The 15,390-nt window shown below is 68.4% G+C and carries 16 protein-coding genes; 9 read left to right on the plus strand and 7 right to left on the minus strand.

Going from position 1 to position 15,390, the window contains the following annotated elements:
- Window positions 1–180 precede the first annotated feature (180 nt).
- Entirely contained in the window at window positions 181–1,233 is a 1,053-nt protein-coding gene (queG, locus tag AC3WLD_RS00660; RefSeq protein ID WP_492554977.1) for a tRNA epoxyqueuosine(34) reductase QueG, read from the minus strand.
- Window positions 1,234–1,278: 45 nt separating this feature from the next.
- Here queG and AC3WLD_RS00665 point away from each other — a divergent pair, with 45 nt between their 5' ends.
- The 5 genes from AC3WLD_RS00665 to AC3WLD_RS00685 all read left to right on the plus strand — a co-directional run bounded on the left by AC3WLD_RS00665 (window position 1,279) and on the right by AC3WLD_RS00685 (window position 6,586).
- A complete protein-coding gene (locus AC3WLD_RS00665; protein WP_492554978.1) occupies window positions 1,279–2,274 on the plus strand; it encodes an ABC transporter ATP-binding protein in 996 nt (331 codons plus the stop codon).
- Window positions 2,271–3,503, plus strand: a complete 1,233-nt coding sequence (locus tag AC3WLD_RS00670; protein WP_492554979.1) for an ABC transporter permease — start codon at window positions 2,271–2,273, stop codon at window positions 3,501–3,503. The genes AC3WLD_RS00665 and AC3WLD_RS00670 overlap by 4 nt, the downstream gene beginning before the upstream one ends.
- A gap of 118 nt (window positions 3,504–3,621) precedes the next feature.
- Complete coding sequence (locus AC3WLD_RS00675; protein WP_492554980.1) at window positions 3,622–4,956, plus strand: cytochrome P450; 1,335 nt, start codon at window positions 3,622–3,624, stop codon at window positions 4,954–4,956.
- A 142-nt stretch (window positions 4,957–5,098) separates the two neighbouring features.
- Entirely contained in the window at window positions 5,099–5,590 is a 492-nt protein-coding gene (gene msrB, locus AC3WLD_RS00680; protein ID WP_492554981.1) for a peptide-methionine (R)-S-oxide reductase MsrB, read from the plus strand.
- 21 nt (window positions 5,591–5,611) lie between these two features.
- Window positions 5,612–6,586 (plus strand): esterase-like activity of phytase family protein, encoded by a 975-nt coding sequence (locus AC3WLD_RS00685; protein ID WP_492554982.1) that lies wholly within the window; start codon window positions 5,612–5,614, stop codon window positions 6,584–6,586.
- A gap of 199 nt (window positions 6,587–6,785) precedes the next feature.
- Here AC3WLD_RS00685 and rpmB read toward each other — a convergent pair whose 3' ends face one another.
- A complete protein-coding gene (rpmB, locus tag AC3WLD_RS00690) occupies window positions 6,786–7,070 on the minus strand; it encodes a 50S ribosomal protein L28 (RefSeq protein ID WP_492554983.1) in 285 nt (94 codons plus the stop codon).
- A 119-nt stretch (window positions 7,071–7,189) separates the two neighbouring features.
- On the opposite strand from rpmB, the gene AC3WLD_RS00695 reads away from it, so the two are divergent.
- On the plus strand, window positions 7,190–7,645 hold the full coding sequence (locus tag AC3WLD_RS00695; RefSeq protein ID WP_492554984.1) for a nucleoside deaminase: 456 nt from the start codon (window positions 7,190–7,192) through the stop codon (window positions 7,643–7,645).
- A 103-nt stretch (window positions 7,646–7,748) separates the two neighbouring features.
- Here AC3WLD_RS00695 and AC3WLD_RS00700 read toward each other — a convergent pair whose 3' ends face one another.
- Complete coding sequence (locus tag AC3WLD_RS00700; protein WP_492554985.1) at window positions 7,749–8,450, minus strand: ribonuclease T2 family protein; 702 nt, start codon at window positions 8,448–8,450, stop codon at window positions 7,749–7,751.
- 263 nt (window positions 8,451–8,713) lie between these two features.
- Between AC3WLD_RS00700 and AC3WLD_RS00705 the strand changes: the two genes are divergently transcribed.
- Window positions 8,714–9,574, plus strand: coding sequence for a family 16 glycosylhydrolase (locus AC3WLD_RS00705; protein ID WP_492554986.1), 861 nt, complete (start codon window positions 8,714–8,716; stop codon window positions 9,572–9,574).
- A 96-nt stretch (window positions 9,575–9,670) separates the two neighbouring features.
- On the opposite strand, the gene nadC is transcribed toward AC3WLD_RS00705, so the two are convergent.
- From nadC to AC3WLD_RS00720, 3 genes are all read right to left on the minus strand, one after another.
- On the minus strand, window positions 9,671–10,528 hold the full coding sequence (gene nadC, locus AC3WLD_RS00710; protein ID WP_492554987.1) for a carboxylating nicotinate-nucleotide diphosphorylase: 858 nt from the start codon (window positions 10,526–10,528) through the stop codon (window positions 9,671–9,673).
- A 181-nt stretch (window positions 10,529–10,709) separates the two neighbouring features.
- Window positions 10,710–11,507: a LytR/AlgR family response regulator transcription factor gene (locus AC3WLD_RS00715; RefSeq protein WP_492554988.1), complete on the minus strand. Its 798-nt coding sequence runs from the start codon at window positions 11,505–11,507 to the stop codon at window positions 10,710–10,712.
- A 41-nt stretch (window positions 11,508–11,548) separates the two neighbouring features.
- Complete coding sequence (locus AC3WLD_RS00720; RefSeq protein WP_492554989.1) at window positions 11,549–12,700, minus strand: sensor histidine kinase; 1,152 nt, start codon at window positions 12,698–12,700, stop codon at window positions 11,549–11,551.
- Between the two features lie 106 nt (window positions 12,701–12,806).
- Here AC3WLD_RS00720 and AC3WLD_RS00725 point away from each other — a divergent pair, with 106 nt between their 5' ends.
- Window positions 12,807–13,424 (plus strand): HD domain-containing protein, encoded by a 618-nt coding sequence (locus tag AC3WLD_RS00725; protein WP_492554990.1) that lies wholly within the window; start codon window positions 12,807–12,809, stop codon window positions 13,422–13,424.
- 19 nt (window positions 13,425–13,443) lie between these two features.
- Window positions 13,444–14,442, plus strand: coding sequence for a toll/interleukin-1 receptor domain-containing protein (locus AC3WLD_RS00730; protein WP_492554991.1), 999 nt, complete (start codon window positions 13,444–13,446; stop codon window positions 14,440–14,442).
- Here the strand turns inward: AC3WLD_RS00730 and AC3WLD_RS00735 are convergent.
- Complete coding sequence (locus tag AC3WLD_RS00735; protein WP_492554992.1) at window positions 14,439–15,389, minus strand: M48 family metalloprotease; 951 nt, start codon at window positions 15,387–15,389, stop codon at window positions 14,439–14,441. The two genes, AC3WLD_RS00730 and AC3WLD_RS00735, sit on opposite strands and share 4 nt — an antisense overlap.
- Between the last annotated feature and the right edge of the window lies 1 nt (window position 15,390).

Raw genomic sequence — 15,390 nt, forward strand, 5'->3', positions numbered from 1 at the left:
TTGCTAAAGGTTCGCGCAAAGGCGCGAAGGGGACGAAGGCGCAAGGGTGTAGAGGCACCGGCGAAGCCGGCTTCCAGTTCGCACCTCGCGTTTTCCGCATCATAGAGCTGGTCAAGGGCCTTGCGGCCCGGCGCGCCCTCTTTGCGCCTTCTTTTTCCTTCGCGCCTTTGCGCGAACCCCTTAGGCCGTCAGCCGCCCCATCGCCCAGTCGGCCGCATCTGCCACCGCCTCGTCCGGATCGCCCAGCAACAGGCGCACCGACTCCACCAGCGCCGCATCGCCACTGTTCCCCGCCGCATAGAGGCAGTTGCGCACGAACCGGTCGCGCCCGATGCGCTTGATCGGGGAGCCGGCGAAGAGCTTGCGGAAGCCCGCGTCGTCCAGCGCCAGCAGCTCCGCCAGTCTTGGCGCGGCGAGTTCGGCGCGGGGGAGGAACGCCCGGTTCGCTGCTGCCGCGCTGGCGAAGGAGTTCCATGGGCACACCGCCAGGCAATCGTCGCAGCCGTAGATCCGGTTGCACAGCGCGGCGCGGAATTCTTCCGGCACCGGGCCCCTGTGCTCGATGGTCAGGTAACTGATGCAGCGCCGCGCATCGAGCCGGTAGGGCGCGGGGAAGGCGCTGGTCGGGCAGGCCCGCTGGCAGGCATCGCACGACCCGCAGCGGTCGGCGTGGGCCGCGTCGGGCTCGAGGTCGAGCGTCGTGTAGATCGCGCCGAGGAACAGCCACGAGCCGTGCTGCCGGCTGACGAGGTTGGTGTGCTTGCCCTGCCAGCCGATCCCTGCCGCCTGCCCCAGCGGCTTTTCCATCACCGGAGCGGTATCGACGAACACCTTGACCTGAGAGCCCGGCATTTCGGCCACCAGCCAGCGGGCGAGGTGCTTGAGCGCCTTCTTGACGGTGTCGTGATAATCGGACCCTTGCGCATAGACCGAGATCCGTGCCCGGTCCGCGGCGCCGGCCAGCGCCAAAGGGTCCGCCGCCGGGGCATAGCTCATCCCGAGCGCGATCACGCTCTTCGCCTCGGGCCACAAGGACTGGGGGCCGCGGCGGTGGTGGAGGCGGGTCTCCATCCACGCCATCTGCCCGTGCATCCCTTCGCCGAGCCACTGTTCCAGCCGCTCGGCGCGCGCGGGATCGTCGATCGCGGGCGCAAAACCGCAGGCGGCGAAGCCCAGCCGCTCCGCCTCGGCGCGGATGCGTTCCTTAAGATCGAGGCTTGCGGCGTTAACCAAACTTGCTGATGCTCGCGTTGACGGGCATGGGCTATCCCCCACGCCATGAAACTGGAGCTAGGACAATGGCCGCGCACGGGCAACGGAACTGACGTGACCGGCACGGCTTTGGCAATCGAGGCGCGCGGCCTCGTCAAGCGGTTCGACGGGTTCACGGCGGTCGACGGGGTCGACATCGCCGTGCCGGAGGGTGCGATCTATGGCATCCTCGGCCCCAACGGCGCGGGCAAGACGACCACGATCAGGATGCTGCTGGGGATCATCGATCCCGACGCGGGCTACCGCTGCGTGCTCGGCCACGAGCGCCCGACCGAGGTGGCCAGGCTGATCGGCTACCTTCCCGAAGAGCGCGGGCTCTACCCGGCGATGAAGGCCTACGAGGCGATCGGGTTCCTCGCCGCGCTGCGCGGGGTGCCGCTCAAGGAGGGCCAGCGCAAGGGCAAGGAACTGCTCGAGGAGCACGGGCTCGGCTATGCGATCGACCGGCAGATCCGCCAGCTGTCCAAGGGCATGGCCCAGCAGGTCCAGCTGCTCGGCACGCTGGTCCACAAGCCGAAGCTGGTCGTGCTCGACGAGCCGTTCTCGGGCCTCGACGCGCTTAACCAGGGCAAGCTCGAGAAGACGATCCGCGAACTCGCCGCCAACGGCACGACGGTGATCTTCTCGACCCACGTCATCGCCCATGCCGAGCGGATGTGCGATCAGGTCGCGATCATCGCCGGGGGCAAGGTGCCCTTCGCTGGCCCGGTCGACGTCGCCCGCGACCGGCTGCGTCCGCAAGTCCGCCTCGAAACCCGCGACCATGATGGCGCGTGGCGCGCCGCGCTCCCCGCCGATGCCCGGCGTGAGGGTTCGTTCTGGTACTTCACCCTGCCCGAAAGCGGGGTCGAGCCGCTGCTGCGCGCGCTGATCGAAGGCAATGCCGGCATCCTCAGCCTGTCGATCGAGCGGGCCGGGCTGCACGACGCGTTCGTCGCCATCGCCGGCGAGGCGGCGGCGCGGGCGCTCGAGGAAAACGGCGGGGAGGGAGAGCCGCGATGATCGAGACCCTGCGCGCCGCGTTCGTCGTCGCCCGCCGCGATTTCGTGGCGGTGATCTTTTCCAAGACCTTCATCTTCTTCCTGATCGGGCCGCTGTTCCCGGTGCTGGTCGGCGGCCTGGCCGGCGGGATCGGGGCCAAGGTCCAGCGCGACATGGACAACCCCCAGCTCGGCGTGGCGATGTCCGCCCCCGACGTCGACCGGCTGATGACCGCGCACGCCGACTTGCGCGACCGGTTGGCGGGCCGGGTACCCGACATGGTCGTGCTCGGCCGGCTCGAGGACGGGCAACCGTTCGACGCGCAGGCGGCGATGAAGGCCGGCAACGGCCAGCTCGCCGCGGTGCTGACCGGCACGCTCGCCAAGCCCGTGCTCACCGGCACCGAGGAACGCGTCGAGCGCTGGAGCGGGCCGATCTCGCTGCTTGCCGCCCGCGCGCTCGAAGCCAGCCCGGCGTCCTTCCCCGAGGTCCGCACCGACATCGTCGCGACCAGCGCGGCCAAGGTCCGCTCGGGCCAGATCTCGACCGCCCAGCTTGGCCAGATGGGCCTGTTCCTGCTGACGATCATGCTCGCGGGCATGGTCCTGTCCAACCTCGTCGAGGAAAAGAGCAACAAGATCATCGAGGTCCTCGCCGCCGCGATTCCGATGGATTCGCTGTTCCTCGGCAAGCTGTTCGCGATGCTGGCGGTGAGCCTGGTGGCGATCGCGGTGTGGTCGGCCGGATGGCTCGCGCTGGTCACTGTCGGTAGCGTGCCGATGGACCAGCTGCCTGAACCCGCCGTCGGCTGGCCGATGTTCCTCACTCTCGCCTTCGCCTATTTCGCGATGGCCTACCTCCTGCTCGGCTCGGTGTTCCTGACCATCGGCGGGATGGCGACGACGGTGCGCGAAGTGCAGACGCTGTCGATGCCGGTGACGATGCTCCAGCTCGTAACGTTCTTCTTCTCGAGCTACGCCCTCACCCAGATCGGCAAGCCGATCGAATGGGCCGCGGTGCTGGTGCCGTTCACCTCGCCTTATGCGATGCTCGCGCGGGCGGCGATGGGCGACGCGCTGTGGCCGCACCTCCTCGCGCTGCTGTGGCAGGGCCTGTGGGTCGCGCTGATCGTGCGCGGCGGAGCGCAGCTGTTCCGGCGCACCGTGATGAAGAGCGGCGGAGCGCGCGGCAAGGCGCGCCGCGGCCTGTTCGCGACGCTCGGCGCCATGCTGCGGCCCTCGCGGGCCTGAAGGCGGGACGTTTCGGACCAGCGTCGAAACGTTATTGACACCAGTGTAGATAAGCGGGATACCTAGCCTTGCAGGAAATCCGCGCACCGGCGGATTCGCGATTGGGAGATCGCCCGACATGGCTACGCAGCTCGCACCCGAAGCCGGATTTACATATCGTTCCAGCCCGATCGCATGGCAGCGGCTTGAGGAGTGGTTCGCCGCCAACCCGCAGTACCGCCCGCAGCACACCGAACGCTGGGACGTCAGCCGGTCGGACATCTTTGCCGAGGACCGGTGGGAGCCGATCTTTGCGGAGATGCGCGCCAAGGCCCCGATCAACAAGGTGACCTCGTCGCCTTACGGGTCGTACTGGAACGTGACCACGTCGAAGACGATCACTCACGTCGAGGCCTTGCCCGAACTCTATTCCTCGTCGTGGCAGTACGGCGGCATCACCATCGGCGACCCGCCGGCGGACATGGACCCGCAGGTGCTCGCCGAACGCCAGCTGCCGATGTTCATCGCGATGGACCGGCCCGACCACACCGGCCAGCGCCGCACCGTCGCGCCCAAGTTTACCCCCGGCGAGATCGTCAAGATGGAGGCGGAGATCCGCCAGCGCACCGCCGCGGTGCTCGATTCGCTGCCGTGGGGCGAGCGTTTCGACTGGGTCGACAAGGTCTCGATCGAGCTGACCACGGGCATGCTCGCGATCCTGTTCGGCTTCCCGTGGGAGGACCGCCGCCTGCTCACCTTCTGGTCCGACTGGGCGGGTGACGTCGAGCTGGGCCTGGCGAAAGAATTGGGCGACGAACGCTTCGAGATCCTCGGCGAGATGGCGCACTACTTCCAGCGGCTGTGGATGGAGCGGAGCCAGTCGGCCCCGGCGTCGGACCTCATCTCGATGATGATCCACTCCGAGGCGATGAACCACATGAGCCCGCAGGAGTTCATGGGCAACCTCGTGCTGCTGATCGTCGGCGGCAACGACACCACCCGCAACACCATGAGCGGGATCGTCCACGCGCTCGACCAGTTCCCCGACCAGCGCGCGATCCTCGAGAACGATCCGTCGGTGATCCCCAACGCGGTGCAGGAATGCATCCGCTACGTCACCCCGCTCGCGCACATGCGCCGCACCGCGACCGCGGACGCCGAGCTGTTCGGCAACGAGATCAAGCAAGGCGACAAGCTGGTCCTGTGGTACATCTCGGCCAACCGTGACGAGACCGTGTTCGAGAACCCGGACAAGCTGATCGTCACCCGCGACAACGCCCGCCGCCACCTGTCGTTCGGCTATGGCATCCACCGCTGCGTCGGTGCGCGCCTCGCCGAACTGCAGCTGCGCGTGCTGCTCGAAGAGATGCACGAGCGCCGCATGCGCGTGCGCGTGGTCGGCAAGCCCGAGCGCGTCCGCGCCAACTTCGTCCACGGCTTCCGCAAGATGGATGTGGTGCTCGAGAAGGTTTGAGGAACGCCACCGGGACCGTTGGCGGGGTTAGCGCCCAGCCACACAGCGGTCCCGGATCAAGTCCGGGACGACGTTGGCTTCCCCCCTCGCACCTGTTAATCCGATCACTCCCGGTTCAGCGGAGCGTGCTATGCAGGACGGCATGAACGCAGCTTCCTCCCGCCGCCGCTTCCTCGCCTTCCTTGGCCTTGGCGCGGCGATGCCGTTTGCCTCGGCCTGCAGCGCCGCCCCGACCGCGCAGGGCAATTTCCCGGTCAAGAAGACCGACGCGGAGTGGCGCCGCCTGCTCACGCCCGAGCAGTACTATGTGCTGCGCCAGGCGGGGACCGAGCAGCCGGGCACCTCGCCGCTCAACCGAGAGCACCGCAAGGGTACGTTCTTCTGCGCCGCCTGCGACAACCCGCTCTACTCCTCGACCACCAAGTTCGAGAGCGGGACCGGCTGGCCAAGCTTCTATCGCCCCTTGAAGGGCGGGATCGGCACCTCGACCGACCGGATCCTCGGCTACGCCCGTACCGAGGTCCACTGTGCCCGCTGCGGCGGTCATCTCGGCCACGTGTTCGACGACGGCCCCCCGCCGACCGGCAAGCGCTATTGCATGAACGGCGACGCGATGAAGTTCCGCGCGGGATGATTTCCGGCTAGGGCGGCGGCCATGCGCCGCCTCTTTGCCGTTCTAGTCTTGGCCGCCGCGGTGTGGCTGGCGTTCTTCAAGCGCGATGTGCCGCCCCCGCCGATATTCGATCCCCGCGTCTTCTTCGTCGACGTGATGCCCGAGCCTGCCGGACAGATCCGGCCCGGCGCGGGCGTCACCCTCTCCGGCGCCTGGCGAATCCTCGGCCGCAATCGCGATTTCGGCAGCTACTCCGCGCTCGCCCGCCTGCCCGACGGGCGGCTGCTCGCGGTGTCGGACAAGAACGGGGTGCTGCTGTTCGACGTCCCCGGCAGCCGCACGCCGCTGCGCGCCAGGATCCGCCCGCTGTGGGGCGTCGACACCCGCGTCGAGACGGTCGAGCCGGACTGCGAGGCGATCGCGCTCGATCCGGCTACCGGCGACATCTGGACCGCCTATGAAGGCAACGACCGGTTCTGGGTGTTTTCGGCCGACTTTTTCAAGCGCCGCCCGGTCGCCGCGCCGGTCCTCGCGCAGTATCCCGACAATTCGGGGCCAGAGGCGATGACCCGGCTGGCCAGCGGGCGCTTCATCGCGCTGATCGAGAAGCGCATCTCGCTCTTCACCCGCTCGCGCCACCCCGGCCTGCTGTGGAAGGGCACGCCGGTCGCGGGCGAGGAACCGCTGCACTTCACTGCCGAGATGCCCGAGGGTTTCCGCCCGACCGACGCGACCCCGCTGCCCGACGGGCGGATGCTGGTGCTCGGCCGCAAGGTGACCCTGCTCGGCTTCCGCAGCGTGGTCGGCGTGGCCGATCCGCGGGACCTGCGCGAAGGGGGCACGCTCGCCGTGACGCCGATCGCCGAGATCGCCGATCACCGCATCACCGACAACTACGAAGGCATGACCACCCGCGCCAACGCCGACGGCAGCACCACGATCTGGCTGATCAGCGACAGCAACGTGTCGAGCTGGCTGCAGCGTTCGATGCTGCTCCAGCTGGAGTGGCGGGAGTAGAGCGGACAGGCTGGATCATGATCGTCATTGCGAGGAGCGTAGCGACGAAGCAATCCAGAGCCGCGCAGGATTGCTTCGCGTCGCTCGCAATGACGAGATGTCGGATATTGGCTGGACGACGCTGTTGCCGGCACAAACGCCTGCGGCCCGCTCCCCGGCGTGGGGGCGGGCCGCTTGCGTTCCCTTGCGGGAGAAGTGGTTAGGCCGCCGAAGCCTTGACCAGCTCGCGCTTCACCTTGAGGGCGCGGGCGCTGAGCTTGGTGTCCGACTGCTTGAGCAGCCAGTTGTCGAGGCCGCCGTTGTGCTCGACCGAGCGCAGGCCGTGCGTCGACACGCGGAACTTGAAGCTGCGGTCCAGCTTCTCGCTCATCAGCGTGACGTTCTGCAGGTTGGGCAGGAACACCCGCTTGGTCTTGTTGTTGGCGTGGCTGACATTGTGGCCGATCTGGCGACCCTTGCCGGTCAGTTCGCAAATGCGGGACATGGTTCTAACTCGCTCGAATGCACGATAATCTGTCGGAAGGCGCGGCCATTAGCGATTCACGGGGCGAAGTCAAGGATTCGCCGGTTGCCCCGTTGCCACGCTGCGGTTAGCCCCGATTCATGAGCCGCTGGCCCCTGCCCGAACCGATGACGCTGGCGCTCGAACAGGCGCGCATGGCCGAATCGCAGGGCGAAGTGCCGATCGGCGCGGTCGTGGTCAAGAACGGCGCGTTGATCGCCGCCGCGCACAATGCGCCGCGCGGAACGCACGACCCCACCGCCCATGCCGAGGTCCTGGCGATTCGCGCGGCGGCGCAGGCGCTCGGCAACGAACGGCTCGACGGCTGCGACCTGTGGGTGACGCTGGAGCCCTGCGCGATGTGCGCCGGGGCGATCGTCCATGCCCGCGTGGCCCGCGTGTACTACGCCGCGCCCGATTCCAAGGGCGGCGCGGTCGAGCACGGGGCGCGGGTGTTCGACCAGCCCGGCTGCCTGCACCGGCCGGAGGTGTACTCGGGGATGGGCGAAGCGGAGGCGGCGGAGCTGCTGCGGGGGTTCTTCCGGGGGCGGCGCTGAAATTTACGTCGTCCCGGACCTGATCCGGGACCGCTGGCGCTTTCGGCCTGCGCCGCTTGCAAGCACTGGCCACCGGTCCGGGGTCAAGCCCGGGACGACGCGGTCAGATCCCGCGCCAGATCCGCACCGGCGTGTCGTCAGCGGGCCTGGCCTTGCCCCGGCAGCGCCCGGGCATGAAGTCGGCCCGGTAACAGACGAACACCTCGAGCAGCCAGCCGCGATCGTCGAGCTTGAACTGGAACATGTCGCCGCGCATCGACGGGTTGGCCGCGACCAGCGCCTGCCGCACCCGCCCCGCCGTCAGCCCCGGCTCGCGTGACAGGCGGGCCATGTCGGGAAAGCCGATCGAACCGAATAGCGCCCGTCCCGCGGCAAAATAGCCGTCCGGCGACTTCGCGATGCAGCTGCCGTGCTTGGCCCATTCGTGGACCAGCAGTTCGGGCGAGGGGGTCAGGCAGAGGTTGCGGCGCAGCGTCTCGCGGCTTGGCGCGAGGCGCGTCGGGCACCACTGCGGGCTCTCGCCCTCGCCTTCGGGCCAGAGGCCGTGGAGGACAAAGCCGAACCGCCCCATCCGCCCCGAGCATTGCAGCGCATCACGGCGGCTGTCTTGCCGGGTCCGGCAGAACCCCGGCGACCACGACAGGGCGAGGGTGTAGCCGGTCGTACGGGCGGTGCTGACCGGACCGTCGGGGCGCTCCATGGGCGGCACCGCGATCTCCCCCGGCACGCGGCACTGCCACGCCTGCGCGGCGGCCGGCAGCGGGAGGATAAGCAGGGCGAGCGCGATGACGAGGCGGTAGACCATGGTTGCGGGCCGGTTCCTAGCCGATCCGCAATTCCCCGTGGAGCGAAAAGCCGCTCGCCGGTCGCTGGCCGTCAATTGCCGGTTCGCCGCCGCGGCTTACGCGGTCAACGCCGCGTTAACCACCGGAATGGCGCAATTTTTGGCGGATTCCCAAGGGTGTCCGGGCCGTTAACCAGAGCCCTTGGACTCTCCTTCACCCGAACCCGGCAAACCGGTCGCGACCTGCCGGACCGGAGCCGGCGCGCAATCGAGGTTCGGGGCACATGATTCGCAAGCAATCCGCCGGCTACATCGCGGCGACCGCACTGCTGCTGGGCGCGGCCGCGTTCGCCAAGCCAGGCGACGTGACCAGCAGCGGCGGCAAGGGCGGCGGCAAGACCACCCTGCCCTCGCCGACCCCGACACCCACGCCCACCCCGACGCCGACCCCCACGCCGACGCCGAGCGCGAGCCCGCTGCCGCCGCTCGACCTCTCGACGATGAAGCTGTGGAACTGGGACGGGCTGTGGACCGCCTCCGAGTGGGACAACGCCAACTCGACGATCCCGTGGCGCTACAACCACGTGACCCAGCCGGCGCTGACCGACACCTACTTCACGCTCGACAGCGCGGGCGCGCCGCAGCTCCAGGCGATGAACGCGATGCCGTCGTACACCGCCGGGCTGTGGGAGAGCGAGGTGACCCTGCCGACCCTGCGCGACGGCGTGGTCGTCGCGCCGCTGTGGATCTACAACTCGACCACCCGCGACGAGGTCGACTTCGAGTTCCCGGGCCGCAAGGGCCTCGACGTGACGATCCATTCCTGGCCGAACGGCGTCCACCAGTCGCAGACCGTGCGCTATTTCGCCGGCACCGACTTTTCCGGCAGGCGCCTGCGCCTGGGCATCAAGATGGACCAGGCGACCGGCTACGTCGAAATGTACGTCAACGGCGCGCTCGTCCACCGCTGGGACCGCGCCAAGATGACCTACTTCCCGTCGAGCGCGATGAAGCCGTGGTTCGAGATGTGGGCCGCGAATCCGACCAACACCGGCTTCGTCCAGTGGTCGGGCCAGTTCACCGGCTTCCAGACCGGCGAGTCGATGACGATGACGGTGCACGGGTACGGGTACAAGGCGCTGTAACAGCGTCGTCCCGGGCCTGACCCGGGACCGGTGCCAGGTGCTTGCGAGCAGCGCTGCGTAAATTGCCAGCGGTCCCGGGTCGAGCCCGGGACGACGTTAAACCACCGTGAAATCCAGCCCGATGTCCGCGGCCGGGGCGCTCTGGGTGAGGCGGCCTACGGAAACGTAGTCCACGCCAGAGGCGGCGATCGCGGCGATGGTGTCGAGCCGCACCCCGCCGCTGGCCTCGCACTTTACCCGGCCGGCGACCAGCGCCACCGCCTCGCGCAGCGTGTCCGGGCCCATGTTGTCGAGCAGCAGCCGGGTCGCGCCGCCGGCCAGCGCGGGTTCGATCTGGTCGATGCGGTCGACTTCGCAGATCACCTCGCGCACGCCTGCATCCAGCGCGCGGCGCACCGCTTCGGCGACGCCGCCCGCGACGAGGACGTGGTTGTCCTTGATCATCGCCGCGTCCCACAGCCCCATCCGGTGGTTCTGCGCGCCGCCCATCCGCACCGCGTACTTTTCGAGGTGGCGCAGGCCGGGGATGGTCTTGCGGGTGTCGAGGAGGATCGCGTTCCCCTGCATCGCATCGACATATTGCCGGGTCAGCGTGGCCACGCCCGACAGGTGCTGGACGGTGTTGAGCGCGCTGCGCTCCGCCGTCAGCATCGCGCGGGCGTTGCCGGCGAGGCGCATGAGGTCGCTGCCGGGGCTGACCCGCGCGCCTTCCTCGACCAGGATATCGATCTCCATCTTCGGATCGAGCGCGCGGAAGAACGCCGCGGCGATCGGCAGCCCGGCGACGGTGATCGCATCGCGGCTGTCCATCACACCGGTGAAGCGGGCGTCCGCCGGGATCACGCTCTCGCTGGTAACGTCCCGCCCGCCACCGGGGAGACCCTCGCCGAGGTCCTCGGCCAGTGTTTCGGAGACGAAGCGGGCGAGGTCGAAGCCGGGGAGGGTGAAGGTCATGGCCATCCCTTAAGAGAAGGTCAGGCCAAAAACCAGCGCGCCCCCGCCCTTCGGCTGGCCGGCAGTCCGGCCGCTCAGGATAAACTTCCGGACGAAGACCGGACGGCGGGGGCCTCGTGCAACCGAACGGACCGAATGATGGATGGAGGTCCCCGCCTGCGCGGGGACTCGCCGTCAGCTATCAGTGCACGAACCGCGCCACCACGTCGCGGTAGCTGCGCGAGACCTTCACCTCGGCCCCGCTCTCCAGCACCAGGAAGCACTCGCCGTTGGTGTGGGGCCGCACCTGTCGCACGCGGTCGAGGTTGACGATCTTCGAGCGGTGGACCCGCTGGAACACCCGCGGGTCGAGGCGGCGCTCGAGGTCCTTCATCGTCTCGCGCAGGATCAGCGAGTTGTCGCCGGTGTAGATGCACATGTAGTCGCCGGCCGCGTCGATCCGTTCGATCGTGTCGACGTCGACGCGGAAGATCTGGCCGCGATCCTTGATGTTGATGAGCTTCTCGAACCGCCCGGCGGCATGCTCCGGCTCTTCCTCCATGTCGGGCAGCGATTCCGGGGAGACTTCGGCGAGGACGTTCTTGAGCTTCTCCGCCTCTTCCAGCCCGCGCTTTTCGGCGAGCCGCGTGCGCGCGCGTTCGAGCGCGTCGGCAAGGCGGTCTTCGTCGATCGGCTTCATCAGGTAATCGACCGCGTTGGCCTCGAACGCCTTCAGCGCGTGCTCCGAGTAGGCGGTGCAGAAAATGAACAGCGGCGGGTCGATCTCCATCACCCCCTTGACCACGCTGAACCCGTCGAACCCGGGCATCTGGATGTCGAGGAAGACGAGGTCGGGCTTTTCGGTCTTGATCTTGCGGATCGCCTCGCGCCCGTTGGAGCAGGTGTCGATGATCTCGACGTCCGGAAACTTTTCGAGCCGCAGTTGCAGGCCCTGGATCGCCAGCTTCTCGTCGTCGACGAGGATGGTGCGAATGGTCATGTGCTACCCTTGGTATGTTCTGGGGGGACGGCCACGGCAGGTCATGCCGTCGCCAGGGCCGGGGTGGCCCGTGCAGCTTCCTGGGCGCGCGTTTCGAAGGGCAGCTCGATCACCACCGCAAAGCCCCCCTCGGGGCGGTTGAGCACTTCGAAACGCTGGTTTTCGCCATAAGCCTGAGCAAGCCGGTCCCGGATGTTGGCAAGCCCCACTCCGGTCGAGTTGGGGTCTCCGCCATCGGGACCAACGCTTATGACCTTCGTCGGGTCCACGCCGCTTTGCAATCCCGGCCCGGTGTCCGAGACGGTAATGCGAAGCATTGGGCCGACGAGTTGCGCCGAGATGGTGATTTCGGCGCCTTCTTCAAGCGGAGAGACCGCATACTTGATCGCGTTCTCGACCAGCGGCTGGAGCAGCAGCGAGGGCAGCAGCGCGCCGGTGACCGCCCCGTCGATCTGGAAATCGGTGCGCAGCCGCTCTTCGAAGCGCATCCGCTCGATGTCGAGATAGAGCTTCAGCGTCTCCACCTCCTGCGCGACGGTCACGCGCCCCATCGGCTCGTTCACCAGCGTGTAGCGCAGGAACGAGGACAGCCGGCTGAGCATCGCGTTGGCGGGCTCGGTTTGCTTGAGCAGGACCAGCGTGGAGATCGAGTTCAGCGTGTTGAACAGGAAATGCGGGTTGAGCTGGTAGCGCAGCATCGCCAGCTGCGCGCTCGTCGCCTGATTTTCGAGCCTGAGCAGCGCGTCGTTCTGCTCTTCCACCTGGATGTAGAAATTGATCGCGTAATAGAGCGCGGACCATGCGCCGAGCAGCGTCAGGTCGAGGTAGAACACGCCGAGGAACAGCTGGGCGAAGCTTGCGTCGCTGTTCGGGCGGTAGAGGCTGATCACCCACGAATCGATGAACGCGTAAAGCCCCACCGCGATGCCCAGCACCAGCGCGGTCACCCCCCAGGTCACCAGCGGCGTCCGGTTGATCAGCGTGCGGTAGATCACCGAGAGGATCAGCGAGATCGAGAAGCCGGTGATCGTCGCGATCAGGATGATGACGAGGAACGACAGCGGCTGCTGGTTGGCGAGACTCGACAGCGCGCGCAGCAGCATCGCCCCAGCCCAGCCGAGCGCCTGGAGCCGCCAGAAGGCCCGGTTCTTGTTGCCGAAGAACGGTGTCGGCCGGAAGGGAAGGACAGCCATATGTCCCAAGCTAGTCCATCAGCGCGGCTATTGCGAGGGGGCGGCGGTTACACCCTTGCACCGCCAGACGAGAGGAGTAGCCTCTCCCGCAATTGGGAGAACAGCGATGGACACGACTCTCGACGCCGCGCACGGGCTTGAGGAACGCGCGAAGTTCCGCGCGATGACCGAAGGCACGAAGGAAGACTGGGCGATCATCGCCAAGGAATACTTCACGTTCGGCGCCTCGGTCGCCGACCGGGTGCTGGCCCACCTGATGATGCTGAAGGGCGACCATGGCGGCTTCCCGGTCTGCCGGCTCGAACACTCGCTGCAATGCGCGACCCGCGCCTACCGCGACGGCCGGCCGGAAACCTACGTGACGATGGCGCTGCTCCACGACGTCGGCGACCTGCTCGGCTCGTTCGACCACCCGGCGGTCGGGGCCGCGATCATCAAGCCGTTCGTGACCGAGGAGGAGCACTGGATCTGCGCCCACCACGGCGCGTTCCAGGGTTATTACTATTTCCACTTCCTCGGCCAGGACCGCGAAATCCGCGAACGCCACCGCGACAGCCCGTACTTCCATGCGTGCGCCGAGTTCTGCGAGAAGTACGACCAGAGCGCGTTCGATCCGGACTACGACACCCTGCCGATCGAGTTCTTCGAACCGATCGTCCGGCGGGTCATGGCGAAGCCGCTGAAAGGCATGTACAGCAAGCTGGAGGCGGCGAAGGCGGACTGACGCAGGTCCCGGGGGGATCGTGGGGCACATCTTCATTTCCTATTCGAGCCGCGACCTCGAGCAGGTCGAGGCGATTGCCGCCGCGCTCGAGAGTGACGGCTACGAGGTGTGGTGGGACCGCAAGCTCCAGGCCCACCGCGCCTATGGCGACGAGATCGAGGAGCGGCTCGACGCGGCCGCCGCTGTACTGGTCGTGTGGTCGGAGGAAGCGGTGCGCTCGCACTGGGTGCGATCCGAAGCGGACCGGGCGCGGCTGTCGGGCAAGCTCGTCCAGACGAGCATCGGCGCGGCGCGATTGCCGATGCCGTTCGACCAGATCCAGTGCGTCCCCATTGCCGATCCCCATGCCGCGGCGGCCGACCCGCGCTGGGTGACGATCACCGCGAGCCTTGCCGCGCTGCTCGGCGGTGAGCAGCACGCGGCGCCCTATATCGCTCAAGGCGCCGCGCCTTCGCCGCCGCTGCGGCCGGGCACGAAGACGCCACCGGCGGCACCGCTTCTGGCAATCGCCCTGGGCGCAGTGCCGCTGCTGGCGCTCGTCCTTGGCATCGCCCCGCCGCGCGGCGGCGTGCAGGCGGCCATCCTCGTCGCGACCTGTCCGGCGCTGTTTTTCATCTCCCGCCGGTTCCTCCTGCGTGCGGGAGAGCGCACCGTGCTGCTCGCCACGATCGCGGCGATCGTCGCCGCCTTCGGGCTCGGCGTCGGCTACAACCTCGCGGCCCAGCGCCATGTCGCGGTGATCGGCGGGGAGCGCACCGTCATCGGCTGCGGCTGGCGCAGCGATGCCATCGCCATGGTCCGGACGCAGGCTCCGACGATCGACGCCGACAGCCAGTGCCCCGGCGAGTGGGACATGATCGCCCCGCTGGTCGGCGGCGATCCTGCGCGGCTTTACCAGCGGGACAGGCTGGACCTGGTCTGGCTGGTGATCTCGATGCTGTGGGGCGCGCTGTTCCTGATGCTGCCGGTGGCCGCTGCCGGGCTACTTGCGATCCAGACCCGTCCCGCGAAGGTCTAGCGCGACCGCGCCCGGACGAAGTGCGCGGCCCAGTCCGCCTGGCCGTCCGCGCCGGTGACCGCCCGCAGCGCCACGATCTCCGCGTCGATCTGGGCGGCGCGCTTTTTCCAGCGGTTGTGATCGGGGGCCGAGAATATGCCCCAGTCGTGTGCCTTGCCCCAGGTCCGGTGCAGCCGGGCCGCCGCCTCGGGGTCGTAGCCCGCGTTCTGCAGCAGCCACGGCGACAGGCGGTCGGCCTCCTCCTCGCGCGCCTTGACCGGCAGGGGCGAGGCCGAGTGGCGGAGGATCACGTGCGCCAGTTCATGCGCGAGGATTGCCGCGACCATGTCCGGCTCGCCGCCGACCTGGTCATAGATCGTCCGGGTGATGAGCACCCGATCCAACCCGGCGCGCGCGCCGCTGCCTTCGGTCCCGAGCTCGAAGCGCGCGGCGCAGGCGGGCACGCCGGTCAGCGTCACCTCGCGGCGGCCTTGCGCGGCTTCCGCGACCAGCGTCACTTCCCCGGCCTGGACCAGCGCGGCGTCGATGCTGTCGTGCAGCGTGGTCAGGCGCTGCCAGTCGCCCGCCTTGACCGGCGGCAGCGTTGTCAGGTCCCGCCCGTCGAGCACGACGAGGGCCAGGTTGGCCTCGAGCCCCGCTTCCTGCGCCGGCGACCCTTCCGCCACCGCCTCCACCGCGATGTCCCGCGTCAGGCCCAGCGCCCCGCGCACCGCGGGCGGGTCGGCATAGTTCATCGCATCCTGCAGCAGGAGGCCGACGACCGGGCGCTGGTTCGGACAGTACCGCGCATTGCCGGTGGCGAGCCGGTAGCCGACGCTCTGCACCAGCGCGTCGGCACGTTGCTGGCCCGTGAGCGGAGCAGCGGCGGCAGGCACACCCGCGACGGCCAGCGCCAGCGCAAGCCACCAGCGGGCGATTGCGCGCTTCCCAAGTGCGAGCCTGCGCATT

Source organism: Novosphingobium sp. FW305-C-111 (assembly GCF_058783565.1).

Excerpts from the sequence above, each read along its gene's own strand:
- nadC (WP_492554987.1), bottom strand. The coding sequence starts at position 10,528 with ATGACCTTCACCCTCCCCGGCTTCGACCTCGCCCGCTTCGTCTCCGAA.
- AC3WLD_RS00670 (WP_492554979.1), top strand. The coding sequence starts at position 2,271 with ATGATCGAGACCCTGCGCGCCGCGTTCGTCGTCGCCCGCCGCGATTTC.
- AC3WLD_RS00735 (WP_492554992.1), bottom strand. The coding sequence starts at position 15,389 with ATGCGCAGGCTCGCACTTGGGAAGCGCGCAATCGCCCGCTGGTGGCTT.
- AC3WLD_RS00700 (WP_492554985.1), bottom strand. The coding sequence starts at position 8,450 with ATGGTCTACCGCCTCGTCATCGCGCTCGCCCTGCTTATCCTCCCGCTG.
- AC3WLD_RS00665 (WP_492554978.1), top strand. The coding sequence starts at position 1,279 with ATGAAACTGGAGCTAGGACAATGGCCGCGCACGGGCAACGGAACTGAC.
- AC3WLD_RS00695 (WP_492554984.1), top strand. The coding sequence starts at position 7,190 with ATGAGCCGCTGGCCCCTGCCCGAACCGATGACGCTGGCGCTCGAACAG.
- AC3WLD_RS00675 (WP_492554980.1), top strand. The coding sequence starts at position 3,622 with ATGGCTACGCAGCTCGCACCCGAAGCCGGATTTACATATCGTTCCAGC.
- AC3WLD_RS00705 (WP_492554986.1), top strand. The coding sequence starts at position 8,714 with ATGATTCGCAAGCAATCCGCCGGCTACATCGCGGCGACCGCACTGCTG.
- AC3WLD_RS00685 (WP_492554982.1), top strand. The coding sequence starts at position 5,612 with ATGCGCCGCCTCTTTGCCGTTCTAGTCTTGGCCGCCGCGGTGTGGCTG.
- AC3WLD_RS00720 (WP_492554989.1), bottom strand. The coding sequence starts at position 12,700 with ATGGCTGTCCTTCCCTTCCGGCCGACACCGTTCTTCGGCAACAAGAAC.
- rpmB (WP_492554983.1), bottom strand. The coding sequence starts at position 7,070 with ATGTCCCGCATTTGCGAACTGACCGGCAAGGGTCGCCAGATCGGCCAC.
- AC3WLD_RS00725 (WP_492554990.1), top strand. The coding sequence starts at position 12,807 with ATGGACACGACTCTCGACGCCGCGCACGGGCTTGAGGAACGCGCGAAG.
- msrB (WP_492554981.1), top strand. The coding sequence starts at position 5,099 with ATGAACGCAGCTTCCTCCCGCCGCCGCTTCCTCGCCTTCCTTGGCCTT.
- AC3WLD_RS00715 (WP_492554988.1), bottom strand. The coding sequence starts at position 11,507 with ATGACCATTCGCACCATCCTCGTCGACGACGAGAAGCTGGCGATCCAG.